At 35.3% G+C, this 25,891-nt stretch carries 18 protein-coding genes; 15 read left to right on the forward strand and 3 right to left on the reverse strand.

Annotated features, from left to right (window positions below):
• Positions 1–174: 174 nt before the first annotated feature.
• A complete protein-coding gene (locus JCM15579_RS13745) occupies positions 175–1,449 on the reverse strand; it encodes an exo-beta-N-acetylmuramidase NamZ family protein (protein ID WP_245625905.1) in 1,275 nt (424 codons plus the stop codon).
• A gap of 113 nt (positions 1,450–1,562) precedes the next feature.
• Between JCM15579_RS13745 and JCM15579_RS13750 the strand changes: the two genes are divergently transcribed.
• The 11 genes from JCM15579_RS13750 (at position 1,563) to JCM15579_RS13800 (ending at position 20,348) form a co-directional block, all read left to right on the forward strand.
• Positions 1,563–2,996 carry a transglutaminase-like domain-containing protein gene (locus JCM15579_RS13750; RefSeq protein WP_054721029.1) on the forward strand — a complete coding sequence of 478 codons (1,434 nt, stop codon included), beginning with the start codon at positions 1,563–1,565 and terminating at the stop codon, positions 2,994–2,996.
• A 1-nt stretch (position 2,997) separates the two neighbouring features.
• Complete coding sequence (locus JCM15579_RS13755) at positions 2,998–4,458, forward strand: glycoside hydrolase family 10-like protein (protein WP_054721030.1); 1,461 nt, start codon at positions 2,998–3,000, stop codon at positions 4,456–4,458.
• A 149-nt stretch (positions 4,459–4,607) separates the two neighbouring features.
• On the forward strand, positions 4,608–5,783 hold the full coding sequence (locus JCM15579_RS13760) for a C40 family peptidase (protein ID WP_054721031.1): 1,176 nt from the start codon (positions 4,608–4,610) through the stop codon (positions 5,781–5,783).
• 13 nt (positions 5,784–5,796) lie between these two features.
• The gene (locus JCM15579_RS13765; protein WP_054721032.1) at positions 5,797–6,933 is read left to right on the forward strand and encodes a dipeptide epimerase; all 1,137 of its coding nucleotides are present in this window, start codon (positions 5,797–5,799) and stop codon (positions 6,931–6,933) included.
• A 39-nt stretch (positions 6,934–6,972) separates the two neighbouring features.
• On the forward strand, positions 6,973–10,056 hold the full coding sequence (locus tag JCM15579_RS13770; protein WP_054721033.1) for a SusC/RagA family TonB-linked outer membrane protein: 3,084 nt from the start codon (positions 6,973–6,975) through the stop codon (positions 10,054–10,056).
• Positions 10,057–10,068: 12 nt separating this feature from the next.
• On the forward strand, positions 10,069–11,685 hold the full coding sequence (locus JCM15579_RS13775; protein ID WP_172677439.1) for a RagB/SusD family nutrient uptake outer membrane protein: 1,617 nt from the start codon (positions 10,069–10,071) through the stop codon (positions 11,683–11,685).
• A gap of 309 nt (positions 11,686–11,994) precedes the next feature.
• Positions 11,995–13,116, forward strand: a complete 1,122-nt coding sequence (locus tag JCM15579_RS13780) for a metallophosphoesterase (RefSeq protein ID WP_157471481.1) — start codon at positions 11,995–11,997, stop codon at positions 13,114–13,116.
• Positions 13,091–14,221 carry a hypothetical protein gene (locus JCM15579_RS13785; protein ID WP_054721036.1) on the forward strand — a complete coding sequence of 377 codons (1,131 nt, stop codon included), beginning with the start codon at positions 13,091–13,093 and terminating at the stop codon, positions 14,219–14,221. Before JCM15579_RS13780 ends, JCM15579_RS13785 begins: the two co-directional genes overlap by 26 nt.
• A 258-nt stretch (positions 14,222–14,479) precedes the next feature.
• Positions 14,480–16,669, forward strand: coding sequence for a glutamine synthetase III family protein (locus tag JCM15579_RS13790; RefSeq protein WP_054721037.1), 2,190 nt, complete (start codon positions 14,480–14,482; stop codon positions 16,667–16,669).
• 123 nt (positions 16,670–16,792) lie between these two features.
• On the forward strand, positions 16,793–19,150 hold the full coding sequence (gene porE, locus JCM15579_RS13795) for a PorE family type IX secretion system protein (protein ID WP_083464691.1): 2,358 nt from the start codon (positions 16,793–16,795) through the stop codon (positions 19,148–19,150).
• Positions 19,151–19,178: 28 nt separating this feature from the next.
• Positions 19,179–20,348 carry an AIR synthase related protein gene (locus tag JCM15579_RS13800; RefSeq protein ID WP_054721039.1) on the forward strand — a complete coding sequence of 390 codons (1,170 nt, stop codon included), beginning with the start codon at positions 19,179–19,181 and terminating at the stop codon, positions 20,346–20,348.
• A gap of 52 nt (positions 20,349–20,400) precedes the next feature.
• On the opposite strand, the gene JCM15579_RS13805 is transcribed toward JCM15579_RS13800, so the two are convergent.
• Complete coding sequence (locus tag JCM15579_RS13805; RefSeq protein WP_157471482.1) at positions 20,401–20,727, reverse strand: hypothetical protein; 327 nt, start codon at positions 20,725–20,727, stop codon at positions 20,401–20,403.
• 418 nt (positions 20,728–21,145) lie between these two features.
• On the opposite strand from JCM15579_RS13805, the gene prfA reads away from it, so the two are divergent.
• The 4 genes from prfA (at position 21,146) to JCM15579_RS13825 (ending at position 25,626) form a co-directional block, all read left to right on the forward strand.
• Positions 21,146–22,231: a peptide chain release factor 1 gene (gene prfA / locus JCM15579_RS13810; protein ID WP_054721041.1), complete on the forward strand. Its 1,086-nt coding sequence runs from the start codon at positions 21,146–21,148 to the stop codon at positions 22,229–22,231.
• A 66-nt stretch (positions 22,232–22,297) separates the two neighbouring features.
• The gene (gene pyrF / locus JCM15579_RS13815) at positions 22,298–23,125 is read left to right on the forward strand and encodes an orotidine-5'-phosphate decarboxylase (RefSeq protein ID WP_054721042.1); all 828 of its coding nucleotides are present in this window, start codon (positions 22,298–22,300) and stop codon (positions 23,123–23,125) included.
• A gap of 113 nt (positions 23,126–23,238) precedes the next feature.
• Positions 23,239–24,528 (forward strand): DUF2851 family protein, encoded by a 1,290-nt coding sequence (locus tag JCM15579_RS13820; RefSeq protein ID WP_054721043.1) that lies wholly within the window; start codon positions 23,239–23,241, stop codon positions 24,526–24,528.
• 63 nt (positions 24,529–24,591) lie between these two features.
• Positions 24,592–25,626, forward strand: coding sequence for a potassium channel family protein (locus tag JCM15579_RS13825; protein ID WP_157471483.1), 1,035 nt, complete (start codon positions 24,592–24,594; stop codon positions 25,624–25,626).
• A 43-nt stretch (positions 25,627–25,669) separates the two neighbouring features.
• Here the strand turns inward: JCM15579_RS13825 and JCM15579_RS20890 are convergent.
• On the reverse strand, positions 25,670–25,891 hold a 222-nt coding region (locus JCM15579_RS20890; RefSeq protein ID WP_218186175.1), incomplete at its 5' end, for a hypothetical protein.

Raw genomic sequence — 25,891 nt, forward strand, 5'->3', positions numbered from 1 at the left:
GCACGAAATTGTATCTGCAAACTGTTTGCAAAACCAAAAGCAAATTTCCCTCTTATTAAAATGTACCTTTCGCAAAAAGTTGCGGAAGTTTGCGCATTTTTTTGCACAACGGTGCGCAAGTTTTTGCGGAAGTGTAAAAAAAAATGGTCGCTTTTTAGCGACCATATAAATGCATTAGTACAACCAATATTTTTTCGATTTTTCTTTAAAATCTTCTGCAGGAATATTCCATAGATCCTCAATGTCTTTCACAAGGAAGTTTTTCGAGAATTCATCTCTGATTTTCTTGTCTCCGCATACTTTATCAAACATGTTTAGGCGAGCTTCATCACACATCTCAAACACATTTTTGTCTGGATTTAATTTGTGTAGTTCTTGTAGAACGTAGAATTGAATTAAAGAAAGTGGTGCTTTTGTCACATCGGTAAAATGTAGCTGTACGCCATGAATCATTTCTCCCTTGCTAACTGAATAGTATGGTTTGTAATGTACTGGACGGAATATTACTCCAGGTAGAGATAGTTCATTTAAATTAGATGCTAATTTGTCGGCATTGATCCATTTGGCAGCAAATAGTTCAAAAGGTTGTGTGTATCCAACTCCAATTGATACTGTGTAAAGTTCTCCTAAAATTCCTGAAATTGCATAGTAAATTGCAGTATTGGAATTTGGGATGTGTGGTGATGTTGGGACCCATGGCAGACCTGTTTCAGCAAAAATCATATCTCGTTTCCATCCATCCATTTTTATAACAGTTAGCTTACATTTTTTGCCATCCTTCAATAAGCCTTCTTCATTTAAATAATTAGCAAGTTCTCCACAGGTTAGACCATATACGTAAGGAATAGGAAATTGACCTACAAAGGAAATATAGTCAGGTTCAACCAAACCGCCTTCAACTTTTAAACCACCAATTGGGTTAGGACGATCTAATACTATTAGCTCGATGTCATTTTCTTGGCAGGCTTCCATTGCCAATCCCATTGTACTAATATAGGTGTATGATCTTACTCCAATGTCTTGGATATCGTAAACCAAGGCATCCAATCCTTTTAGCATTTCAGCATTTGGCTTTTTGTTTTTGCCATAAAGAGAATACACGGTTAGGCCGGTTTTTTCATCGGTATAGGTTCCAACTTTGGCACCTGCAGCATGATCTCCTCTAATTCCGTGTTCAGGACTGTATAGAGCTTTTACCTCAACATTTGTAGCCTCATGAAGTAAATCGATGGTTGAAACAATATTTTTATTCACTCCAGTAGGATTTGTGATGATCCCAACCTTTTTTCCAGTCAGAATTTTAAAATTGGATTTTTGTAGTACATCTATCCCAGTTTCTACTCTTTGGGCACTTAATTGCTCTTGGAATATTCCGAAAATCATCATTAACATTACAAGTCCTCGTAGAGATGTGTTTTGTATTCGCATCTTTTTGTTGTTCAGTTTCATAGTGTCTTTAACGGTTTTAACAATTTAGAATGTTGTTTTTTACATTTTTTCATTGCAAAACTAATAAAATTTTTACTTTTGTAACATGTATGACATATTAATGGAATGCTTGGATGACAAAACCCATAACCCACTATTTAATTATTGTTATTGTGCTATTTTGTTTCTCTTGTGATTCAAAGGATCAGCAAAATGGCAAGTTAAGTCTTTTAATTGAAAGAGGTGACTATAGCGTTGCTTCTAACCTTATCAATGATAAGTTAGAAGACAAATTTCTCACAGAAACACAGAGAAGAGAATTTTTGCATCAATTGGATATGATGAGCCGAATCGAAAGAGAGTTCTCTTTAACCGAGGCAGATATGATTGATCGCTTGAGTGAATATTTTGGAGATTCAACGACTCTTTATATGCCCAAATGGGAAGCAGATAAATCTTTAGAGTTTAGGCTAATTAATGGTCAGAAAAAGTATTTTAAGAATGGTGTTTCAAATCTTTTTAGAGTAAATGAATTTGCCAAAGCCAGAAAAGAAAAGCTCAAAGGGAAGTGTATTGATCCTTTGAATGCCTATTGTTTGGATTATACCACTGAACTGGTTAAAAAAACAAATGGTGAAGGAGAGTTAATAAACCCAGTTAATAATGTATTCGATTACACTATAAAGTTAAAAGCAGATGCTGTGCCTGCTGGTGAAACCATTCGATGTTGGATGCCATATCCAAAAGAAAATCATGAAAGACAGCAAAATGTAGAATTCATTTCTATTAATTCGGAGTATTACATGATTGCTCCAGATTCTTTGCCACAAAGAAGTATTTGCTGTGAAAAAATAGCAGAAGCTGGCAAAGAAACTATATTCAATGTAAAGTTTAAAACTACATCTTATGCACAGGTATTCTTTCCTGAAAAAATGAAATTGAAAGAGTACGATAAAACTTCCAAAATCTATATTGAGAATACGAAGGAGCGAGCTCCTCAAATTGTATTTACAGACAGAATTAAAAAGTTGGCAGACGAGATTTGTGGTGATGAAACTGATCCATTAAAGCAGGTGGATTTGCTATACAATTGGATCGATATTAATATTCCATGGGCAAGTGCATTAGAGTATGGAATCATGCCGCATATTCCAGGCTACGTTTTGAATAATAAGCATGGAGATTGTGGGATGCAAACCTTACTGTTTATGAGTATGGCTCGCTATCGAGGAATTCCTGTCAAGTGGCAATCGGGCTTCATGTTACATCCTGAATTGGTGAATCTTCATGATTGGTGCGAAGTGTACTACGAAGGAATTGGTTGGGTACCGCTCGATCAATCATTCGAGATGCAGAAAAGTGAAGACAACCATGTGCGCCATTTCTACAAAACAGGAATCGATGCCTATCGATTAATTGTGAATGATGATTTCTCTAGAGAATTTTATCCAAAGAAAAATTGGCCAAGGAGCGAACCTATCGATTTTCAGAGAGGAGAATTGGAATGGAATGGAGGTAACCTGTATTTCAGCGACTGGTCTTACAAAATGAAAGTTAGTTACGAATAGTATGAAGAAAGTTATAACAATTGCATTACTTGTCTCTATAAGTTTGGGAGTATTTGCCAAGAACAAATCTCCCAAAAGAGAAATGAGAGCGGTATGGATTGCCACAGTAGATAATATTGATTGGCCATCGAAACCTGGCTTAAGTGTAGAAGAACAGAAAAAGGAATTAATTGCTCATTTGGATCAACACAAGAAAAATGGGATGAATACGGTAATATTCCAGGTTCGACCAGCTACTGATGCTTTTTACAATTCGCCATACGAACCATGGTCACAATGGCTAACTGGTGATCAAGGTAAAGCTCCGGATCCATTGTATGACCCTTTGCAGTTTGCAATTGAAGAGTGTCATAAAAGAGTTATGGAATTGCATGCATGGATGAATCCATACAGAGCCGTGTTTCTTTATAAGGATGCCAAAACAGATCCAAACCACATTACCAATACTCGACCAGAATTGTTTCTGACTTATGGAAAGCACAAATATTTTAACCCTGGATTGCCGGAAACCAGAGATTACGTATCGAAAATTGTAGGTGACGTGGTTCGCCGATATGATATAGATGCCGTTCATTTCGACGATTATTTCTATCCATATAAAATACAGGGTGAAGCATTTCCTGATTCGGAAAGTTTTGTAATGCATGGAGGGAAATTTTATCCAGATCGAATTGATGAATGGAGAAGAGAGAATGTGAATCTTGTGATTAAACAAATTAACGACACCATTAAATCGATAAAGCCTTGGATGCCTTTTGGTATTTCTCCATTTGGAGTTTGGAGAAATAAAAGTGTTGACAAGTCGGGATCAAGAACTCAAGCTGGCCAAACCAACTACGACGATTTGTATGCTGATGTTTTGTTATGGCTGAAGAATGATTGGATCGATTATGTAGCACCCCAAATTTATTGGCACATTGGTAAAAAGGTGGCGAACTATAGGGTGATTGCAAAGTGGTGGAATAAAAATTCATATGGAAAGCCATGTTATATAGGTCAAGGAGTTTACAGATTAAATTCAGAATCAAGGATCAAATCATGGCACAGCACAGATGAAATTGTTCGTCAGATTAAATTGAATCGAAAACTTAAAAATGTTGATGGGAGTATGTTTTTCTCTGCAAAAAACTTTGTGGAAAACAAGTTAGGGATAAATGAGGCATTAACAAATGAGGTGTATGGTTCTCCGGTATTAAACCTGCAAAACGCTTTGTATGATGGAGAAATTCCGAAAGGCCCAAAGATAAGGCTAAATGGAGAAATGTTGGAGTGGACGAAATCTGATGATGCAAAATACTATGTGGTTTATCAGAAATCAGGAAAAACAGAAAAAGTATTTTGTATTACAAGTTTACCTCAGATAAGATTGCAAAAAGGACAAACTACATGTGAATACTTTGTTTGTGCTGTAAATAGAGGGCATTATGAGAGTGAAAGGAGCAATGTTATACTTTATAATTAGAAGGCGATATTGGTAGAATCTTTTAAAAGATGTTTACTTGTATTACAAATATGTGTTTTTAAACATGTGCATGTTAGCCAATAAATTAACTGATCATTTTTAAATTTGGAATCATGTAACATGTAATACCAATTGATTGAAATTAAGACATGAAATATACTTATTATATACTGATGATTTTGATGTTGTTTGCTTGCAGTAGTACGGATGATGCTATTAATAAAGCAAATAAGTTATCACAGGAAATTGGTAAAAGTTTTGCGCCAGATAGTAGAGAAGCAATTTATACTACAAATTTTTCTATGAGTAGCAATGGTAGTCTGGTGGTTAGTGGAGAAACATCTTTGCCGGAAGCTAAGTTAGCGTTGTTTTCATCTTTGGAAGGATTAAAAGTTCATTTGGTAGATAGTTTGGTTTTACTTCCAGAGGATAAAATGGGAAATAAGATTTGGGGATTGATAAATTTAAGTGTTGTAAATCTTAGGTCTCACCCAAAGCATTCGGCAGAGCTTGTTTCGCAAGCTATCATGGGAACTCCAGTCAAGGTTTTAAATAAAGAGAATTCATGGTATCAAATTCAAACGCCGGATAAATATATTGCTTGGGTGGATGAAGCTGCATTGGATCTACGAACCAAGGAAGAAATGACGGATTGGAGAAATGCTAGAAGAGTGATTTTTCAGCCACATTTTCAGGTAGCTAAAGATGAACAAGGCAAGGAAACAATAACAGATATTGTGGCAGGATCAATATTGGAAGTTCTGAGCGAAGATTCAAATTATTTGTTGCTAAGCCTACCAGATAAAAGAGAGATAAGATTAAATAAGACAGATTGTATCGATTTTGATTTATGGAAATCAAAAGAAATCAAAGAGCCGTCAATGCTTACTCAATTAGCCAAAGAATTTATGGGGAGACCCTATTTGTGGGGAGGAACATCCTCTAAAGGTGTTGATTGTAGTGGCTTTGTTAAATCCGTGTATTTCATGAACGGAATAATATTGGCTCGTGATGCTTCATTGCAGTTTCTTCATGGAGACACCATATCTCCGGAACAAGGGTTTGAAAATTTAGCAGAAGGAGATTTGGTGTTTTTTGGTAGAAAGGCAACTGAAAATAATACACAAAAAGTCACTCATGTGGGGATGTATATTAAGGATGGAGAGTTTATTCACTCTTCGGGTAGAGTAAAAATAAACAGTTTTGATCCTGAAGCAGAAAATTATAGCAATTACCGAACGGTTTCATGGTTGGGTGGCCGTAGGGTTCTAAATAGAATAGGTGAAGAAGGAATTGTAAAAGTTTCAGAACATCCTTGGTATTAAGATTGAAAGAGAAATGAAATTAGATAGAAGAAAATTTATAGGAAGTGGTGGGTTACTTGCAGGAGGAGCATGTTTGCTTCCTTTATTTAGTGCATGTAATAGTGGGAAAGAAGGAGCGGAATCAAATTATAAAGGTTCGGGTTTAAAGTTGAGTTTCGAACCATACGATTTACAATTAAAACATGTTTTTACCATTGCTTCATTTTCCAGAACTACAACACCAGTAATGTTGGTGAAGATCGAATGGGGTGGATTTGTTGGTTATGGTGAAGCTTCAATGCCTCCCTATTTGGGTGAATCTCATGAAACGGCTACAAAATTTTTAAGTAGTCTAAAGCTTGATCAGTTTACCGATCCATTTCGTTTAAACGAGATTTTATCTTACGTAGATGGTGTTGCAAAAGGAAATTGTGCAGCAAAAGCATCGGTAGATATTGCTTTACATGATTTGGTTGGAAAGATCATAGACAAACCTTGGTTTCAAATCTGGGGTTACAATCAGGAAGATACACCTGTAACTACATTTACGATTGGAATTGATAAACCGGAAGTTGTAACAGAGAAGGTTAGGGAAGCAGCACCATATAAAATACTTAAGGTAAAAATTGGTCGTGGAACAGATGAGGAAATGATCAATACCATTAGAAAAGTTACTGACGTTCCTTTGTGTGTAGATGTAAATCAAGGATGGAAGGACAAGCATGAAGCTTTGGATAAGATTCATTGGTTGAAGGAACAAGGAGTTGTTTTTGTGGAACAACCAATGGATAAGTATGATTTGGATACTATGGCTTGGTTAACACAGCATAGTCCACTTCCAACAATTGCAGATGAGGGAGTTCAACGTTTGGTTGATGTTCCAAAATTAAAAGGAGCCTATTCGGGAATCAATATCAAGTTGATGAAATGTACAGGTTTACGGGAAGCACACAAAATGCTTAATGTTGCCAGAGCCTTAGATATGAAAGTGATGATTGGTTGTATGACTGAAACTTCGTGTGGAGTGAGTGCAGCAGCCCAACTTTCACCAATGGTTGATTGGGCTGATTTAGATGGAAATCTTTTGATTTCGAATGACCCATATAAAGGAGTAACGGTTCAGAATGGTAAGGTGATACTTCCTAATCGTTCTGGAATAGGAATAATTTAAATGTAATTAAGATAATTTTGCTAATCTAAATTTAACACTATGAGAAAAATTGCATGCTTAGCGTTAATTATGCTTCTTGGCTGGCAGGTATCCTGGGCACAGGATGTGTTGGTTAAAGGTATAGTAACCGGTGCAGAAGATGGGCTAACAATCCCAGGTGTTTCGGTTGTAGAAAAAGGTACAACCAACGGAACAACAACTGATTTTGATGGTAACTATCAAATCAAGGTTAATACCGATGCGATTTTGGTATTTTCGTATATCGGAATGAAAACGTTTGAGGTAGCTGTTGGTACTCAAACTGAAATTAATGTAGCACTAGAAACTGATAATTTTGCAATGGACGAAGTTGTAGTTGTTGGTTATGGTGTTCAGAAAAAGAGTGACATTACAGGTTCTGTTGCAAGTGTAAATGCAAAAGCATTGGAAGATCAACCAGTGTCAAATGCAGCAGCTCTGTTGCAGGGTAGAGCAGCTGGTGTAATGGTAACTCAAACATCAGGAGAACCAGGAGCTGGTTTATCGGTAAGAGTACGTGGTACTGGAACGGTGAATAACTCATCGCCATTATATGTTGTAGATGGAATATTATTGGATAATATTTCACATTTGAATCCAAGTGACTTTAAAAGTCTTGAGGTTTTGAAGGATGCATCTGCAACAGCAATTTATGGTTCGAGAGGTGCGAATGGGGTTGTGTTAATTACAACAAAAACAGGTAATTCTGAAGACGTTAAAGTTCAAGTAGAATTAATGTCAGGTATCCAAAAAGCTTGGAACGAACCAGATCTTATGAACTCTAAAGATTGGTTGGAGACTTATAATACAGCGCAGATAAATGCGGCGAATTTTACGGGTTCAAATGCCTATCACCCTCTAGAATTAAAATCTCCTTCGGACAATGTAAACCATACTACCGATTGGTTTGATGAAGTTACTCGAGTGGGGAAAATTTATAAAGCGAATGCAACGATTTCTAAAGGAGATGCCAATAATAATAATTTGTTTAGTGCTGGATACTTTCAAAATGAAGGGATTGTATTAAATTCTAAATACGAAAGAATCAATGCACGCTTAAATAACAATTATACTTTAAGTCCTAAATGGAAGGCTGGAGTTAATGTTTCTCTTTCACACACAACCAATCATCAGGTTACTGGTAATGCAATAAATGGGATTCTTACTTTGGCTCAAAGAAATGATCCTTTAACACCAGTTTATCAAGAATCGGGTGAGTATGCATCAACACCTTATTCTGATTTGGGAAACCCAGTTGCTCAATTAAACAGAGATGTTAGAGAAAATAAAGCACTTTTGATACTTGCAAACTCATATTTGCAATTTGAGCCCATTAAGAATTTATTCATTAAATCAGCAGTAAGTTTAAATATTTCAAGATCGAAAAGTAAAACTTATTTACCTGCATTTGACTATGGACAAGAAATCAATTCTGTAAATAAGATTACCAGAGGAACATCTGATTTTAATGGCTATCTTACTGAGAATACCATTACTTATACAGTTGACGTAGATGATCATAGCTTTAATGTGCTAGGAGGTTTTACTGCAGAAAAAAATGAATCAGATTACATTAGTGCATCTAGGAATAATATCCCTAATGACAATGAAGAATTGCAATATATAAATGCGTCTACAGATATTGAAAGTACAGGTGCATGGAATTCTGGACAAGAAACTACAATGTACTCGTACCTTGCTCGTGTAAATTACGATTATGCTGATAAATACTATTTAACAGCTTCGTTTAGACGAGATGGATCTTCTGTATTTGGTCCTGATAAGCGTTTCGGAAATTTCCCATCAATGTCTTTGGGGTGGAAATTAAGAAGTGAGAAATTTATGGACTTTATTCCTGAAGATATAGTGAATAGAATAAAAGTTCGTGCAGGATGGGGACGCGTAGGTAATGCTAAAATTGATCCTTATTCATTTGCTTCAACTGTTCAAACGGGTGATTCAAGAGTTGAGTATAGTTATGTATTCGGAGGAAAGGATTATCTGACAGGAAAAGAATATGCTGGAGCAGCTCCTGTAAAAATGGCAAATTCTAAAATTCAGTGGGAAACTGTAGAATCAACCAACTTTGGTCTTGATCTTGCCTTTTTGAATGATAAGATTACTTTCTCTGCGGATTACTTTAAGAAAGAAACTAAGGATATGTTAGTTCGAGTGCCGATACCTGAATATGCAGGTTACGATGGAAGCCCTTATGTAAATGCAGGTACTGTTGAAAATAAAGGTTTTGAGTTGAACCTTGGCTATCATGGAAAAATAGGAAACGATCTTAAGTTTACAGTTAATGTAAATGCCTCGCATGTTGATAATGAAGTAACAAGTTTGGGTGGTGGAGCTCCTATTTGGGCTGGTAGTGTTAGTCTTGTTGGAAGTGTAACAAGAACTGCCGAAGGATATCCAATTGGTGCGTTCTATGGATATGAAGTAGATGGCGTATTCCAATCAGATGCAGAAGTTGCTTCTAGCGCTCAGTCTTCAGAGCCAATTGGTGCTGGTGATTTTAGATTTAAAGATCAATGGACTGATAAAGATAATGATGGTGTTCTTGAAGCTCCTGATGGTGTAATCAATGGTGATGACCGTGTTCAAATTGGTGATCCAAATCCAGATTTATTTTATGGTGTAAATATCGATGTAAACTATAAGAATTGGGATTTGAGTATGTTCTTCCAGGGAGTTACAGGCAATGAAATCTTTAATGGATTCAAGTATTATAACTATGCTGATATAAAAAGATTTGCATTGGCAGAAGATTATAAAAACCACTGGACTCCTCAGAATGGTTCAAATACAATGTTTGGATTAAATGCTTCTACCGTTGAAAGAAACCTAAGAGCTTCTGATTTTTATATTGAAGATGGATCTTATTTGAGACTGAAAAATATTCAGGTAGGCTATACATTTAGAGATGTAACACCATGGTTAGAAAATGTAAGAGTATACTTCTCAGGACAAAATGTATTTACTATTACCGATTACTCTGGCTTGGATCCTGAAATTGGAGGTGGAACACTTAGTCAAGGAATTGATTATGGTACTTACCCACAAGCAAGGATTTTCTCAATTGGTGCAAATCTAACTTTCTAATTATTGATGAAAATGAAAAATTTAAGAAATATATTAATAGCAGGACTTGTCATCTTTTCAATGACGGCCTGTGATGAAGAGTTTCTTGATACGGTAAAAATCGGGGAACAAACAGCTGGAAGTTTTTACTCTAATGATGCAGAGTTGATTAAAGCTGTAAATGCGTGCTATGCTCCTTTGTGGGAATACCATTACAATTGGGGACGCACTACTTTTGGTAACTCAACTACGGATGATGCTGTTGATAGAGAAGATCTGAAGATGAGAGAATATACCTATGATGCAACAGCTTTCTTGTTCACATATAATTACAGATATAATTATCGTGGAATATTGATAGCAAATCAACTTTTAGCTAATGTTGAAGGTAAAGATATTGCTGGTGTTGAGGATAAGGACTTGCAAAAAAGAGTGATAGCAGAAGCCAAATTTATGAGAGCTTATTACTATTATGATTTGGTTAAAAATTTTGGAGGTGTACCTCTTGTTACAACTCCGTTATTGGGAGACGAATTAAATAAAACAAGATCTTCAGCTAAAGAAATCTATAATCAAATAGAAACAGATTTAAAAGATGCAGCTGAAGTATTGCCATTAAAGTCTACATACTTTGAATCAAATGATTTGGGAAGAGCGACTAAAGGCGCTGCACTTGCAATGTTGGTAAAAGTATGTGTTTCTCAGGCAAGCTCTGGATATTCGACTCAGGATTTTTACAATGAAGAGAAATGGGCAGAAGCTAAGTCATATGCTGAAAAGTTGTTTTCTTTGGGGGAATATGATTTGTTTACTGGTAATTACCACGATTTGTTTACTGAAGCAGAAGAGAATAATGAAGAGTCAATTTTTGAAGTGCAATTTTACGACTCTCCAAAAGATGATGGTGCATTTACAAACAATGGGAACTTTACCACATTCTTAAATATGCCATGGTTAGGTGGAGCAGATCCTTATGGTCGTTATCAAGCAACTTATGATTTATATCTTGCTTTTGAAGATGGAGATCCAAGACGTGATGCATCTTTGATTAACTCATTACAGTATGCTGATCAATGGGTGTTGGAGGGAGAAACACCAGGTGTTGTTGCAGAAGACCTTACAGGTTTTAGCAATTACAAGCATTATTTGTCTAAAGAAGCTTATAAAGCACTTGGTAACTTTAGAAATTCGCCTATTAATGAAAGAATTATTCGTTTGTCGGATATTTACCTATTGTATGCCGAAGCATGTTATCATACAGATGCAGAAGGTAATGCTAGAACATATTTGAATAAGGTACGTGAAAGAGCCAGACAAGGGAATGTAGCAGTTTTACCTAATGTTACTGCATCCGGAGCTGATTTATTAGACGCAATTTATCATGAAAGACGTGTTGAGTTATGTGGTGAAGGTCACAGATTCCACGATTTGGTTAGAACTGGTCGCATAGAACAAGAGTTGAAAATTGATGGTTATAAAGTGAAAGCTTCATTAACTCGTAATGGAGATGGAACATATACTGTTTCCGATTCGGGAAATCCTGTTTATAAAGCAACAAATTTAACTTTACCAAAACATTTATACTTCCCTCTTCCTCAAAGCGAGGTTGATAATAGTGGAGGTTTGATAGAGCAAAATCCTGGATACTAAATCAGGTACATTGTAGTAGTAGTGAAACAGGAGTTCGAAAGGGCTCCTGTTTTTTGTATAACTAGCTCTGAATAATTTTTACTAACTTCATGCAAGTTCATTGCCCGTTCGATAACGGGCAGCTTGTGTTTTACTTTCGAACATTATAGATGTACGATTTCCAATAAAAATTCCGGTTTAGTTTTTGATTTAAAGCAAACTGTAGGAAATGGTATTCGGTTTGATATAAAAAGTTAGGTCTTATGAATTCATATCAATATGTAAAATTCTTATTGCTTTTATTGTGTAGTTGTGTTTTGTTTCCACTTAGTGCACAAAAAAAAGAATTTAAGTTCTGGTGCATTTTCTAAATACGATAAAGTTTTTAGGGGTAACATTGATGACATAAATTTACCTGATTATTATGATGGGCCTCATTTTTCTTGGATCGATTCGAAAGAGGTTAGAATGTGGTATGTGGATCATTTGCATGAAGATAATAGTATTAGTATAAGAGAGAAAAGAATAAAAATAAAGTCAGATTCTGTTCAGGTAAAAGGACTTAAAGCTGATAAAAATAGGTATTGGCTTAGAAGAGGAGATTATCCTGTACAGAAGACCGAATTTAAAAATGTAAAAAAAATATTGGTAGTTGGTGATGTTCATGGAGAGTACGATATTTTAATTAGACTGTTAAAGGGAGCAAAAGTTATTGATGAAGAGTTAAATTGGATATGGGGAGATGGACATGTGGTTTTCATTGGTGATATTTTTGATAGAGGGGATAAGGTTACGGAAAGCCTTTATTTAATTAAGAAATTGCAGCGTCAAGCAAAAGCAAACAAAGGTAGATTGCATTTCTTGTTAGGAAATCACGAAATTATGGTATTGATGGATGATTCTCGATATATAGCTCCGAAGTATAAAAAAATGAGTAAACGTTTAATGATAAATTATCCACGTTTTTTTAAGGAAGATACAGAATTGGGAAAATGGTTAAGATCGCTTAATTCGACTGTAAAAATTAATGATCTTCTTTTTGTTCATGGAGGAATTTCACCTGAAATGATTGAAAAAGATATGTCTTTGACTCAAATTAATGAAGAGATTCGAATGAGTTTGAAGCCTGACCATGGTAAATCGAAGGCTGAATTGATGAAAGAAGTTTATTTTCCCGGGAACCCACTATGGTATAGGGGATATTTAATGAAAACGCGCAATTATTCGATAATTACAGACGAAGAATTGGATAGAGTATTAAATTATTATAGCGTAAAAAGGATATTCTTTGGTCATACCGAAGTGGAAACAATTAGATTTTTAAAAGAAGGCCGGTTAGTTGCTATGAATGTTCCAATGGGATATGATGAAATAAAACCACAGGTATTACTGATTGAAAATGATAATTACTATCGCGTATTTATAGATGGGAAGAAAGAAAGTATTGAATAAATGTTGCTATAAAATGGAGAATGGGGGTAGAATAAGAACAGGACGAAATCTTGTTTTGTTATTAATATTATTAGTTTGTACAGGGAACATTCTTAATGCAAATCCAATAACAGCAAAGGATCGGGACAGTTTGCTAAATTTGCCATTGTTTAAAAATGAAGACCTTTTAAAGATTGAATTAAAAACAGATTTGGCATTGTTAATTAATGATATTTCAGAGAATAGAAAGTACCATAAAAGTGAATTAAAGGTGTTTTCAGAGAATGAAAAGACAGATTTAATTACGGTGAAAGTTAAAACCAGGGGAAACTTTCGTCGTAGAAAGCAAAATTGTAATTTTCCACCTTTACGTTTTAAAATTCCTGTAAAGGAAGCAATGGGAACAGAGTTTGAAGGGCAATCAAAATTAAAATATGTAAGTCATTGTCAGTCTTTTGTCGACGATTATGAGCAGCACACCATTGAAGAATATCTGATTTATAAGATGTATAATCTTATCTCGAATCACAGCTATCGTGTTCGACTGTCTCAAGTTTCATTTATAGATGTAAACTCTTCAGATACGATAACAAAATTTGGTTTTTTTATTGAAGATAAGGAAGATGTTGCATTGAGAAATGGAAAACACATTTTAAACTACAAGAATGTGAAGCAATACGAAATATTACGAGAAAATATGGTAATGCTTTCCTTGTTTCAATTAATGATAGGCAATGCTGATTGGGATGTTGGCCGATTGCATAATATAGATGTAATGTCGGTTAGTGAGCACAGTATTCCTGTTGTCGTTCCATTTGACTTTGATTGGTCTGGTATAATCAATCATTCCTATTATACACTTTCACCTAAAATAGAACCAGATGCTAAATACAAACGCTTGTATAAAGGGATGAGATGGAGTCCTGAAGATTTGGCACAAGCTTTTACTAACTTTAAAGAATTAAAACCTTCTTTTCTTGAAGTCATTAATAATTGTGATTATTTAAAGGCAAATAACAGAAATAAGTTAATTGAATACATTGAAGAATTTTATGAATTAATTAGTTCAAGAAAGGATGTAAAGGAAGTAATAGAGAAAAATTCACAAAAACTTCCTAAGACTTGATAAAAATTACACTTTATCTGTAAAAAGATGAAAATATTTGCGCAATCGATAAAAATATAGGGTTTTCCTGATGTTTTATCGATTTTTTTTGTGATATACCCTTTCTAATTTATAGGTGGTATTGCAAAGTTTATTTTTTTTCTTCATTTTTGCACTATGTAGATGAGGGGGTGTTTGGTAAAAAAAAACAACTATTTTTTCTAAGTACCCCTTTGATATTGCAGATAACGTTAACTATTAACTAAAATTTTTAATTTTATGGCCACCATTAGATTTCAAGCGTTGAATGAATTGCTGTCGAGACAGCCAAAATCGGTGTCGTTGCCTTCTAATAAGGTGACTGATTACTATGGAGACTTAGTTTTTAATGTAGAATCCATGAGAAAGTATCTGTCAAAAGATGCTTTTAAGGCAGTTATGGCTGCGAACCAAAAAGGAGGTTCGATTGACAGAAAAATGTCGGATGGTATTGCTTTGGGAATGAAATCCTGGGCGATTGAAAAAGGTGCTACTCACTATACTCACTGGTTCCAACCTTTAACTGATGGTACTGCAGAGAAACACGATGGCTTTATAGACTATGGTGATGGTGGTAACATGATTGAAAATTTTTCTGGAGAGTTATTGGCTCAACAAGAACCTGATGCATCTTCATTCCCTTCAGGAGGTATTCGTCAGACTTTTGAAGCACGTGGCTATACAGCTTGGGATGTTTCTTCACCAGCTTTTATTATTGGGACTACTCTTTGTATCCCAACTATCTTTATCTCTTATACAGGTGAAGCCCTTGACTATAAAACTCCATTATTGAAAGCGTTGGCTGCAGTTGATGAAGCTGCAGTAGATGTTTGTCAATATTTTGATAAAAATGTAACCAAAGTTAATGCTAACTTAGGTTGGGAACAGGAATACTTTCTAATTGATGAGGCATTGTATCAAGCTCGTCCGGACCTTACTTTAACTGGGCGTACATTAATGGGGCACTCTTCATCTAAAGATCAGCAGTTGGATGATCACTATTTCGGTTCTATTCCAGAACGTGTGTCAAAATTCATGATGGATTTGGAGGTAGAATGCCACAAATTAGGAGTTCCAGTGAAAACTCGTCACAATGAGGTTGCTCCTTCTCAGTTTGAGTTGGCTCCGATTTTTGAAGAGGCTAACTTGGCTAATGATCATAACCAGTTGGTGATGGATGTAATGAAAAGAGTTGCTCGTAATCACCAGTTTCGTGTGTTGTTCCACGAAAAACCTTATGCAGGGGTTAATGGATCAGGTAAGCACAACAACTGGTCGTTGAGTACTGATACAGGTGTTGTTTTAATGGCTCCAGGTAAGAATCCTAAAGGAAACATGCAGTTCCTTACTTTTGTTGTGAATACATTAATGGCAGTATATAAGAATCAGGATCTTCTTCGTGCTTCAATTCTTACTGCATCTAATAGTCACAGATTGGGAGCTAATGAAGCACCTCCATCAATTGTTTCAGTATTCTTGGGTGATGAGGTATCTAAGATGTTGAAGAAAATTGTTGAGGAAGTTGGAGAGAAGAAAATGACTCCGGATGAAAAAACAGCATTGAAATTAGGTATTGGTCGTATTCCTGAAATTATTTTGGACAATACCGATCGTAACCGTACATCTCCATTTGCATTTACAGGTAATCGTTTTGAGTTCCGTGCTGTTGGTTCTTCTGCAAACAATGCAGCGGCTATGACAGCTTTGAATGCTGCAATGGCAGTTCAGTTGAAAGATTTTAAAGCTGCTGTTGATCGATTAATCAACGAAGGCATCAAAAAGGATGAAGCAATTTTCCAGGTTCTTAAAAAATTAATTATTGAATCAGAACCAATTCGTTTTAACGGTGATGGATACTCAGGAGCTTGGGTAATTGAGGCTAAAAAACGCGGTTTAACTAATATCACTAGTGTGCCAGAATCTCTTTCTAAATATCTTGAAGCACCAGCTAAGAGATCATTAATTGAGAGTGGTGTAATGACAGAGAAGGAACTGGAGGCTCGTGTTGAGGTTGAAATGGAAAAGTTCACCATGAAGATTCAGATTGAAGCTCGTGTGTTAGGTGATTTAGCAATTAACCATATTGTACCTACCGCAGTAGCTTATCAAACCAAATTGATTCAGAATGTTCAGGGCTTAAGAGATATCTTCGCAGCTGATGAGTTTGAAGAATTAGCTGGAGCCAGAAAAGAGTTGATCAGAGAAATTTCGAGTCACATATCCTCTATTAAATCGAAAGTGAAGGGAATGGTTGAAGCTCGTAAAGAATGTAATGTTATTGAAGATGGACACAAAATGGCATTTGCATATGATCAGAAGGTACGTCCGTATTTAGAAGATATTCGTTACCATATTGATAAGTTAGAGCTTGTTGTTGATAATGAAATGTGGCCATTACCAAAATATCGCGAATTGTTATTTAATAACTAGTTCAATCTATAATATTTTTAGAAAAAGGATGTTCATATATAATGGGCATCCTTTTCTGTTTTGATAGGTTGCCAATGGAATAAAATATTTATTTTTATACTTTATAATCGAACATATCACGTAATGAAAATTCTTTCTTTCTCAGGATTACTCTGTATAATAGGCTTATTTATATCTTGTTCTTCTCAATCTTACGTTAATCGTGGAAATAAAATGCTGAAATCCGGCAGGTATTTTCATGCACAGGAAATGTATGAAAAGGCATATAAAAAAGAGAAAGACAGAGAGCGAAAAGCTGAAATAGCATTTATGAATGCAAATTGTTTCGATGAGATCAACTTGCCGCGAAAAGCTGCATCTTGGTATCGAAAGGCTATTATGAATAGGGATACTTTTGCGGATGCTGCGAAGAAATTGGGATATGCTGAGCTTAAAAACTACAAACTTGAGGAAGCAGAAGAGAATTTCTGGGAATATTTGGATTTAAAACCAGAAGCAAAACAAACTGATGATGTAGCTAAAATTCTCAAAAGAGTTTCCTATTGGGAGGAATTTCCGGGAAGATACAAAGTGGAGATTTTGAAGGAATTTAATTCTGCATCTAGCGATTTTGCTCCAATCTATATGGGACAAGATACCAACGTGATATTCTTTACATCAAATCGTAAGTTAAAAGATAAAGTTAAAAAAGATGGTGTAACTGGTGAGTATTATACAAATTTATTAGAGTCGCACTATTCTAATGAAGTGGTTCGAAAATCAAGAAAGAAAAAAGGAAGAAAGGCCAAAACTCGAAAAATAATGACTGATACTTATCAGTGGAGTAAGCCTTCATCAGTTGGGGATGCCATTAATTCTGATTGGAATGAAGGCGCAGCCTGTTTTAACTCTAGTGGAGATATTTTTTATTTTACCTCTTCACGAAAAATAAATAAGGACAATCAAGGAACAAAAATTTTTGCTGTGCAAAGACAGAATGGAGAATGGGGAAGAGTAGCTCTTCAGGAATTGGTTCCAGATTCTTTGTCTGTTGCGCACCCATCAATTTCTGCGGATGGTACAATTTTGTATTTTGTTTCGGATATGCCTGGCGGATATGGAGGAAATGACATTTGGATGAGTAAAAAAAGTGGAAGTGGCTGGACAGAACCTCAAAATTTAGGCAAACCAATCAATTCTGAAAAAGATGAACTGTTTCCGCATATCCGTGATAATGGTAAGCTTTATTTTGCATCGGATCGTGATGGAGGAATAGGTGGATTGGATATCTATATGGCTAAACGAACTGAGTCTGGTGTGTGGGAAGTTGAAAATATGAAATATCCGATCAATTCAACAGCCGATGATTTTGCAATTCATTTTCAGCCTAACAAAGAGAAAGGAATGTTTTCATCTTCTCGCAATAAAGGAAATGATGATATCTACCGATTTGATTATGTGCCTTTGCAATTTACATTTTTGGGACAAGTTGTAGATTCGGAATCTAAAACTCCTGTTGAAAGAGCCAGCATTAATTTGGTGTCATTGGATGGAGAGCAGTTTGATGTGAAAACAGATGATGAAGGGAGTTTTAGATTTGAATTGAAACCTGATTTGGAATACATTGCTATGGTTTCAAAAGATGGTTATTTGAATGGAAAAGAACAGGTAAGCACTGTTGGAATTCAAGTAAGTCGAAATTTTAAATCGATGATAGGATTGAAGGCGATAGAAAAACCAATTGAGCTGCCGAATATTTTTTACGATTTTGGAAAGTGGAGCCTTCGCGCAGAATCGAAAGAGGCTCTTGATGGATTGGTTGAAACGCTAAATGATAATCCGAATATTACAATTGAATTGGGTTCGCATACCGATTTTGTCGGGAGTGAATCCACCAATAAGGACCTTTCTCAGAAAAGAGCTCAGTCGGTTGTTGATTATTTAATTGAAAATGGAATTTATTGGGATCGTTTGGTTGCACACGGATATGGAGAATCTCAACCTAGAGTAGTGAGCAAAGAAATTGCTGATGAATATGATTTCTTGTCGGAAGAAACAGTTCTTACAGAGAAAAATATTTGGCAGTTTACTTCTAAACAAAAAGAAATTGCCAACCAATTGAACAGGAGGACAGAGTTTAAGGTATTATCAACAGATTATGTGCCAGGGCCTAATTCCAAAGTAAAACCAGGAAGTGATCCTAGTCAAATTGGAAATACTTTAATTAAAGATTTAAATAAAGTACAAGGAGTGTTTTATACCATTCAAATTGGTGCTTTTAGCAACAAAACGGTTCCTTCAATAATTCAAAATTTTAAAGTGGTTTTTAAAGCTCCGGTCAATCAATCATCCGTTAGATATACCACAGGAATTTACGATAATTATGAGGAAGCGAAATTAGAGTCGCAAAAGATCAATAAGAAAGGAATTAAAGCTTTTGTAATCGCGTACTATAAAGGGAAAAAGATTACCTTTGCCGAAGCTAAAAAATTGAAGGAGTAATTTCCTTTTATACTTTATCTAAACAACCATGAGAAAAGACGAAAGATACAATCTTAGAGGAGTTTCTGCTTCGAAGGAAGATGTACACAGTGCGATTAAAGATCTTGATAAAGGTCTATTTCCGAATGCCTTTTGTAAGGTGGTTCCCGATTATTTAACTGGCGATGATGAATATTGCAATATTATGCATGCCGATGGAGCTGGAACAAAATCATCCTTGGCATATATGTATTGGAAGGAGACTGGTGATATTTCCGTTTGGAAAGGTATTGCTCAGGATGCTTTAATTATGAATATTGATGATTTGCTTTGTGTGGGTGCAGTTGATAATATTCTTTTGTCTTCTACAATTGGGAGAAATAAGAATTTGATTCCAGGGGAAGTAATTTCTGCAATTATTAATGGAACTGAAGAGTTGCTTGCCGAATATGCTAAACTTGGTGTAAATATTCACTCAACTGGGGGGGAAACTGCTGATGTTGGAGATTTGGTAAGAACCATTATTGTTGATTCTACCGTTACCTGCCGCATGAAACGTGAAGATGTAATCACCAATGAAAAAATTCAGGCAGGTGATGTAATTGTTGGTCTTTCATCATCGGGTAAGGCAACCTACGAATCGGAGTATAATGGCGGTATGGGTTCAAATGGATTAACTTCTGCTCGTCATGATGTATTCTCGAAATATTTAGCAGAAAAATATCCTGAAAGCTTCGATAATGCTGTTCCTGAAGATTTGGTTTATTCAGGGAATTGCAAATTAACCGATTCGGTTGAAGGAGTAGGTATCGATGCAGGGAAATTGGTATTGTCAGCAACGAGAACCTACGCTCCAATTATCAAAAAAATCTTAGATAAATATCGTTCTCAAATTCATGGTATGATTCACTGTTCGGGTGGAGCTCAAACCAAAGTGATGAATTTTGTTGACAATTTGCATGTGGTAAAAGACAACATGTTTGATGTGCCACCCTTGTTCAAACTAATTCATGAGCAGAGTGGAACCGCTTGGGACGAAATGTACAAAGTATTTAATATGGGACATAGATTTGAATTGTATGTTCCACAAGAAATAGCTGAAGATATCATCGCAATCTCAAAAGAGTTTAATGTAGATGCTCAGATTGTTGGTAGATGTGAAGCATACGAAGGTAAGAAATTAACGATCAAGAGCGAATTTGGAGAATTCGTTTACTAATTGATAATTACGAAATAAAAAAAACCACTCAAGTTTGAGTGGTTTTTTTTTATTATTCATTGATTTCGAAGCCCCATTCTTTAATCACTTTGGGCTCGTCGGGATAAACAGCAAGTAATAAATTTCTGATGCTGCGAATTTCACTTGAGATAAACTTTAAATCATTGTTTTTTGAACGATCAAAAGATTGTTTCTTGGTACTTGGTTCTGGCTTCAGATCCTTAATTTTTCTGATTTTTTTAGATTTTTCAACTAGGCGATCCATGTCAACAGCTCCATTCAAAAGACTTTTTTTCTTGTTGTATTCGTGTCTTTCGTTTATTTTCCCTAACAATCCCAACAATTGATCTTCATTCCGGGGTATTCTAACTTTAACCATAAGCATCGAATTAGGCGGTAATAACTAACCGAATTAAAAATTCAAAATCTTTGTTGTTACAGATAAAATTAAAAGTTGCAATTTGCTCTATTGTGCAAATGTAAAATCCAATAAAACCATTCTGGTTTAAGTGTGTTTGATTTTGTAAATAGATCTATTGAATTATTGCTTCTTCTCTTTAGGTAAAATTAGTTTTTGGTCTTTAAAAAGTAAATAGGTTGAACGATTTTTTTTCAATTTAAAATCATGATAATTTAATTCAGCTTCTTTAGAATAGAGGGATTTTGGTAAGCTTTTTGTTTGCCTGTTTTTGTTGCGTTTTCACCTAAATTAAACAACTGATGAACTATAATTTCATACTTCAGTTTTAAAGTCGTTTTATTTTTCTAATTTTGTCCAAAATTTAGAATATTGTAGTATGAGCAATAATTTGATCCTTGATAAATTAGAGGGTGTCTTTATCAGATTTAAAGAGGTTGGTCAGTTGATTACCGACCCTGATGTGATGGGAAACATGAAACGCTTTGTAAAACTAAGCAAAGAATATAAGGAATTGGAGGCAGTTACCGAGGCTGCAAAAGAATATAAAAATGCCGTTGATACAATTGCTGAGTCGAAAGATATTATTGCAAATGAATCTGACGAAGAGTTGAGGGAAATGGCAAAAATGGAATTGGAAGATTTAGAAGGTAAACTTCCGGATATGGAACAGAACATTAAATTGTTGTTGGTGCCTGCAGATCCTGAGGATTCCAAAAATGCAATTCTTGAGATTAGAGCTGGAACTGGTGGCGATGAGGCAAGTATTTTTGCTGGTGATTTGGCAAGAATGTATACCAAATTCTGTGAAGCTAAAGGATGGAAAGTTTCTATTTCAAGCTTTAGTGAAGGTACATCAGGAGGTTACAAGGAAATTGTAATGAATGTAAATGGTGAAGGTGTTTACGGGGTTCTAAAATATGAATCTGGAGTTCATCGTGTGCAACGTGTGCCACAAACCGAAACGCAAGGGCGTGTTCATACCAGTGCTGCATCTGTAGCAGTATTACCAGAGGCTGAAGAGTTTGATGTTGAGGTCAAAGAAAGCGATATCCGTAAGGATACTTATTGTTCTTCTGGTCCAGGTGGACAGTCGGTAAATACTACCTATTCGGCAATTCGATTGACTCACATTCCTACAAACATTGTAGTAACTTGTCAGGATCAGAAATCTCAGTTGAAGAACTTGGCAAAAGCAATGGTAGAACTTCGTTCACGTATTTATGCAATGGAGCATCAAAAATACTTGGATGAAATTTCATCGAAACGTAAAACAATGGTTTCGACGGGTGACCGTTCGGCTAAGATTAGAACATACAACTATCCGCAGGGGCGTGTTACTGATCACCGTATCAACCTTACGTTATATAACTTGTCGGCAATTATGGACGGTGATGTTCAGGAAATTATCGACAAACTTCAAATCGAAGAAAACGCAGAACGACTTAAAGAAAGTGGTTTATAATGATATTGGCAGTGGTTTTTCCACTGCCTTTTTTGTATTAAATATTACTAAACAACCAATTTTACCATGAATTATCAGGCATTATTTGAGCAAATCAAAAAGAAGAAAAGTTTCCTTTGTGTAGGTTTAGATAGCGATATCAAAAAAATTCCATCTCACCTTTTAGATTCTGAAGATCCAGTATTTGAATTTAACAAGCAAATTGTTGATGCAACTGCTGAATTTACTGTTGCTTATAAGCCAAACATTGCTTTTTATGAGTGCCGAGGAGCTCAAGGATGGAATAGTCTTGAGAAAATTGTGAACTATATCAAAGAAAAATACCCAGAGATTTTCTTGATTGCTGATGCGAAAAGAGGGGATATTGGAAATACATCGAAAATGTATGCAAGTGCATTTCTGGAAAATATGCCATTCGATTCAATTACAGTTGCGCCATATATGGGTGAGGATTCTGTAACTCCATTCTTGGAGTATGAAAACAAGTGGGTTATTCTTTTGGCTTTAACTTCGAATAAAGGAGCTTTCGATCTTCAGTTTTTTCAAGAAGGAGAGCAAAAGTTATTTGAGAAAGTTCTTGAAAAATCTCAAGATTGGGGAACCAAAGAAAATATGATGTATGTGGTTGGAGCAACAAAAGCTGAGATGTTGGGTGATATTAGAAAGATTGCTCCGGATCACTTCTTGTTAGTTCCAGGTGTTGGTGCTCAAGGGGGAAGTCTTCAGGAAGTTGCAAAATATGGGATGAATCAATCATGTGGATTGCTTGTAAATTCTTCAAGAGGAATTATTTTTGCTGATACTTCGGAGGCTTTTGCAAAGGTAGCTGGCGAAAAGGCTAAAGAGTTGCAATTGGAAATGGAAGATTTATTGAAGGAAAAATCGGTATTGTAGTAAATACATCTTTATAAGATTTTGAAGCGGCGTTTGATTAAACGTCGCTTTTTTATTGTCTTTTACTGATCGAATTGTTAAATTTCGAATACTTACTGTAAAAATATTATGGTATGACTGAGGAATTTCTGCAATTTATCTGGAAACACAAGCTTTTTGATGATCAAAATCTATTTTCTACCGGAGGAGATAGAGTAGAAGTTGTAAATGTTGGGAAGCAAAATAAAGATGCTGGTCCTGATTTTTTTGATGCGCGAATTAAGATTAATGATGTGATGTGGGCTGGAAATGTAGAGGTTCATATCAAATCATCATACTGGTTTCAGCACAATCATCAGCAAGATTCTTCCTATGATAATGTGATTTTGCATGTGGTATATGAAGATGATGCAGATGTATTTATCGGTGAAACCAGAAAATTGCCCTGTTTGATTTTAAAATTCGATTCGGCTTTGTTGCAGAATTATAATCAGCTCATGCATTCTACTCAATGGATTTCTTGTTATGGTGAGATCAGTTTGGTTGAAAAATTCTTTGTACGAAATTGGTTGGATAGAATGATATTGGAACGCTTGGAGAGAAAGTCCGCTGATGTGAAGAAAATGTTGAAATTGAATAAAAATTCATGGGAAGAAACATTTTATCAGATTATTGCAAGATATTTTGGAATGAAGGTCAATGCTGATCCTTTTCAGCAGTTGGCGCAAGTGTTGCCTTTAAAGATTTTGGCTCGTCAAAAGAATTCGCTTTTGCAATTAGAAGCATTGCTTTTTGGTCAGGCTGGCATGTTGAATGATTCAGTTGATGACGCTTATTATAAAAATCTTCAACAAGAATATTTGTTTCTTACGGATAAATATGAGCTGAAGCCTTTGCCTTCTCATCGGTGGAAATGGTTGAGGTTAAGGCCAGGTAATTTCCCAACAATTCGAATTGCCCAGTTGGCGGCTCTTATTCATAAATCTTCCTCCTTGTTTTCAAAAATTCTGGACTGTGTAAATTATAAAGATATTCAGCATTTGTTCGAAATTCGGGTTTCTGATTATTGGAAAAGTCATTATCAATTTGGTATTGAGTCAAAATCCCAATGTAAGCAACTTGGAAAAATGACAATCAATTCAATTGTTATAAATTCGGTTGTTCCGATCGTGTTTTGTTATGGCGAAATTAACGAAGATGAGGAGATGAAGGAAAAAGCTTTAAAACTTTTGGAAGAGATTCCTGAAGAAAAGAATTCTATCATTGATAAATGGAAAGAATGCGGAGTGGAAGTGAAATCATCTTGGTATTCTCAAGCTTTAGTGCAGTTAAAGGTGAATTATTGTGATGAATACAGATGTCTTCAATGTGAATTTGGGAATCGCATTATTCGAATGAAAAATTATCAGGAATATGGCAAATAAGTTTACACGGCCATATTGTATTTAAGGATATTGATTATCTTAGATTATTATAGATTTGCTCCTATGAATAGACAAAAAATTTGGGAAGAGAATATACGAACTCTAGGTATTGCCATGTTTTTTTTAGTACTAACTGTTTTGGTTGGTACGGCTGGTTATATGTATATAAATGAAGCTTATAGTGTTGTTGATGCTTTGTATATGACAGTAATAACCATTTCTACTGTTGGTTTTCAGGAGGTTCATCCTTTATCTGATGTTGGAAAAATATTTACTGTATTTTTAATATTTATAAGCTTTGGGATTTTTGGTTATTTGGCTTCTGCAATAACCAGGTTTATTTTAGATGGTGTATTTCGTAGAAACTTAAAAGATTATAGGATTGTGAGGAAAGTTGAAAAATTAAATGGTCATGTAATAGTTTGTGGTTTTGGCCGGAATGGTAAGCAGGCAAGCTTGGAGTTAATAGAGCATGGTGAGAATGTTGTTGTTGTGGATTCAAATGAGTCTGCAATTGATAGGGTACGAGCTTTTCCCGAACTGCTTTTTATTCAGGGTGATGCTACAATGGAAGAAGTGCTCGATATGGCTAATATTCTGGAAGCTAAAGCATTGATTACTGCGATTCCCAATGATGCAGAAAATGTTTATGTGGTTTTAACTGCTCGCGAAATGAATCCGGGTTTAAAGATTATTTCTCGTTCCTCCAATAGTCAATCCGATAGTAAGTTGAAAAGAGCAGGAGCAGATAATGTAATAATGCCGGATCGTTTAGGAGGTCAACAAATGGCAAAGTTGGTTGCTCAGCCCGATGTGGTTGAGTTTTTGGATAATATACTGTTGCAATCTACAAAAGGCGTAAAGTTGGAAGAGGTTAGTTGTCAGGATTTGTCCGGATGCTTTGTTGGAAAGTCAATAAAGGAATTAAATGTGCGAAATAGATCTGGGGCTAATATCATCGGTTTGAAAGATGAAGAAGGGGGATATATTTATAACCCTTCTCCTGAATTGGTGCTAGAGAAGAATTACCACTTGTTTGTTCTTGGAAATAAAGAACAGGTAAGTAGTTTAAAGGATCTTTTACTGAATGGGATTTAGAAATTTCACGTCAAAATAATTCCATATTGAAATCGTAATTTTATTACGATTTTTTTTGTAATTGTAAATCAGTGATTTGCGAATTATCTTTAAATTTTCTTTCAATTTTGTTTGGAAGTATGGTCTTTCCTCTATTATATTTGCATCCACTTTCAACGGAGAGTGGATTTATAAAATGGTTGTTTAGTAGTATTTTATAGGCAGTGGTAGGGTGGTCGTAGGAATCTTTTTTATGATTGTTTACACCTACTAAACATCCAATTTT

This window comes from Marinifilum fragile JCM 15579 (assembly GCF_001310955.1).
In the GTDB taxonomy this organism is placed as follows: Bacteria; Bacteroidota; Bacteroidia; order Bacteroidales; family Marinifilaceae; genus Marinifilum; species Marinifilum fragile.

Coding starts and splice junctions, on each gene's coding strand:
- JCM15579_RS13745 (WP_245625905.1), bottom strand. CDS start 1,449: ATGAAACTGAACAACAAAAAGATGCGAATACAAAACACATCTCTACGA.
- JCM15579_RS13750 (WP_054721029.1), top strand. CDS start 1,563: ATGACAAAACCCATAACCCACTATTTAATTATTGTTATTGTGCTATTT.
- JCM15579_RS13755 (WP_054721030.1), top strand. CDS start 2,998: ATGAAGAAAGTTATAACAATTGCATTACTTGTCTCTATAAGTTTGGGA.
- JCM15579_RS13760 (WP_054721031.1), top strand. CDS start 4,608: ATGAAATATACTTATTATATACTGATGATTTTGATGTTGTTTGCTTGC.
- JCM15579_RS13765 (WP_054721032.1), top strand. CDS start 5,797: ATGAAATTAGATAGAAGAAAATTTATAGGAAGTGGTGGGTTACTTGCA.
- JCM15579_RS13770 (WP_054721033.1), top strand. CDS start 6,973: ATGAGAAAAATTGCATGCTTAGCGTTAATTATGCTTCTTGGCTGGCAG.
- JCM15579_RS13775 (WP_172677439.1), top strand. CDS start 10,069: ATGAAAAATTTAAGAAATATATTAATAGCAGGACTTGTCATCTTTTCA.
- JCM15579_RS13785 (WP_054721036.1), top strand. CDS start 13,091: ATGGGAAGAAAGAAAGTATTGAATAAATGTTGCTATAAAATGGAGAAT.
- JCM15579_RS13790 (WP_054721037.1), top strand. CDS start 14,480: ATGGCCACCATTAGATTTCAAGCGTTGAATGAATTGCTGTCGAGACAG.
- porE (WP_083464691.1), top strand. CDS start 16,793: ATGAAAATTCTTTCTTTCTCAGGATTACTCTGTATAATAGGCTTATTT.
- JCM15579_RS13800 (WP_054721039.1), top strand. CDS start 19,179: ATGAGAAAAGACGAAAGATACAATCTTAGAGGAGTTTCTGCTTCGAAG.
- JCM15579_RS13805 (WP_157471482.1), bottom strand. CDS start 20,727: ATGGTTAAAGTTAGAATACCCCGGAATGAAGATCAATTGTTGGGATTG.
- prfA (WP_054721041.1), top strand. CDS start 21,146: ATGAGCAATAATTTGATCCTTGATAAATTAGAGGGTGTCTTTATCAGA.
- pyrF (WP_054721042.1), top strand. CDS start 22,298: ATGAATTATCAGGCATTATTTGAGCAAATCAAAAAGAAGAAAAGTTTC.
- JCM15579_RS13820 (WP_054721043.1), top strand. CDS start 23,239: ATGACTGAGGAATTTCTGCAATTTATCTGGAAACACAAGCTTTTTGAT.
- JCM15579_RS13825 (WP_157471483.1), top strand. CDS start 24,592: ATGAATAGACAAAAAATTTGGGAAGAGAATATACGAACTCTAGGTATT.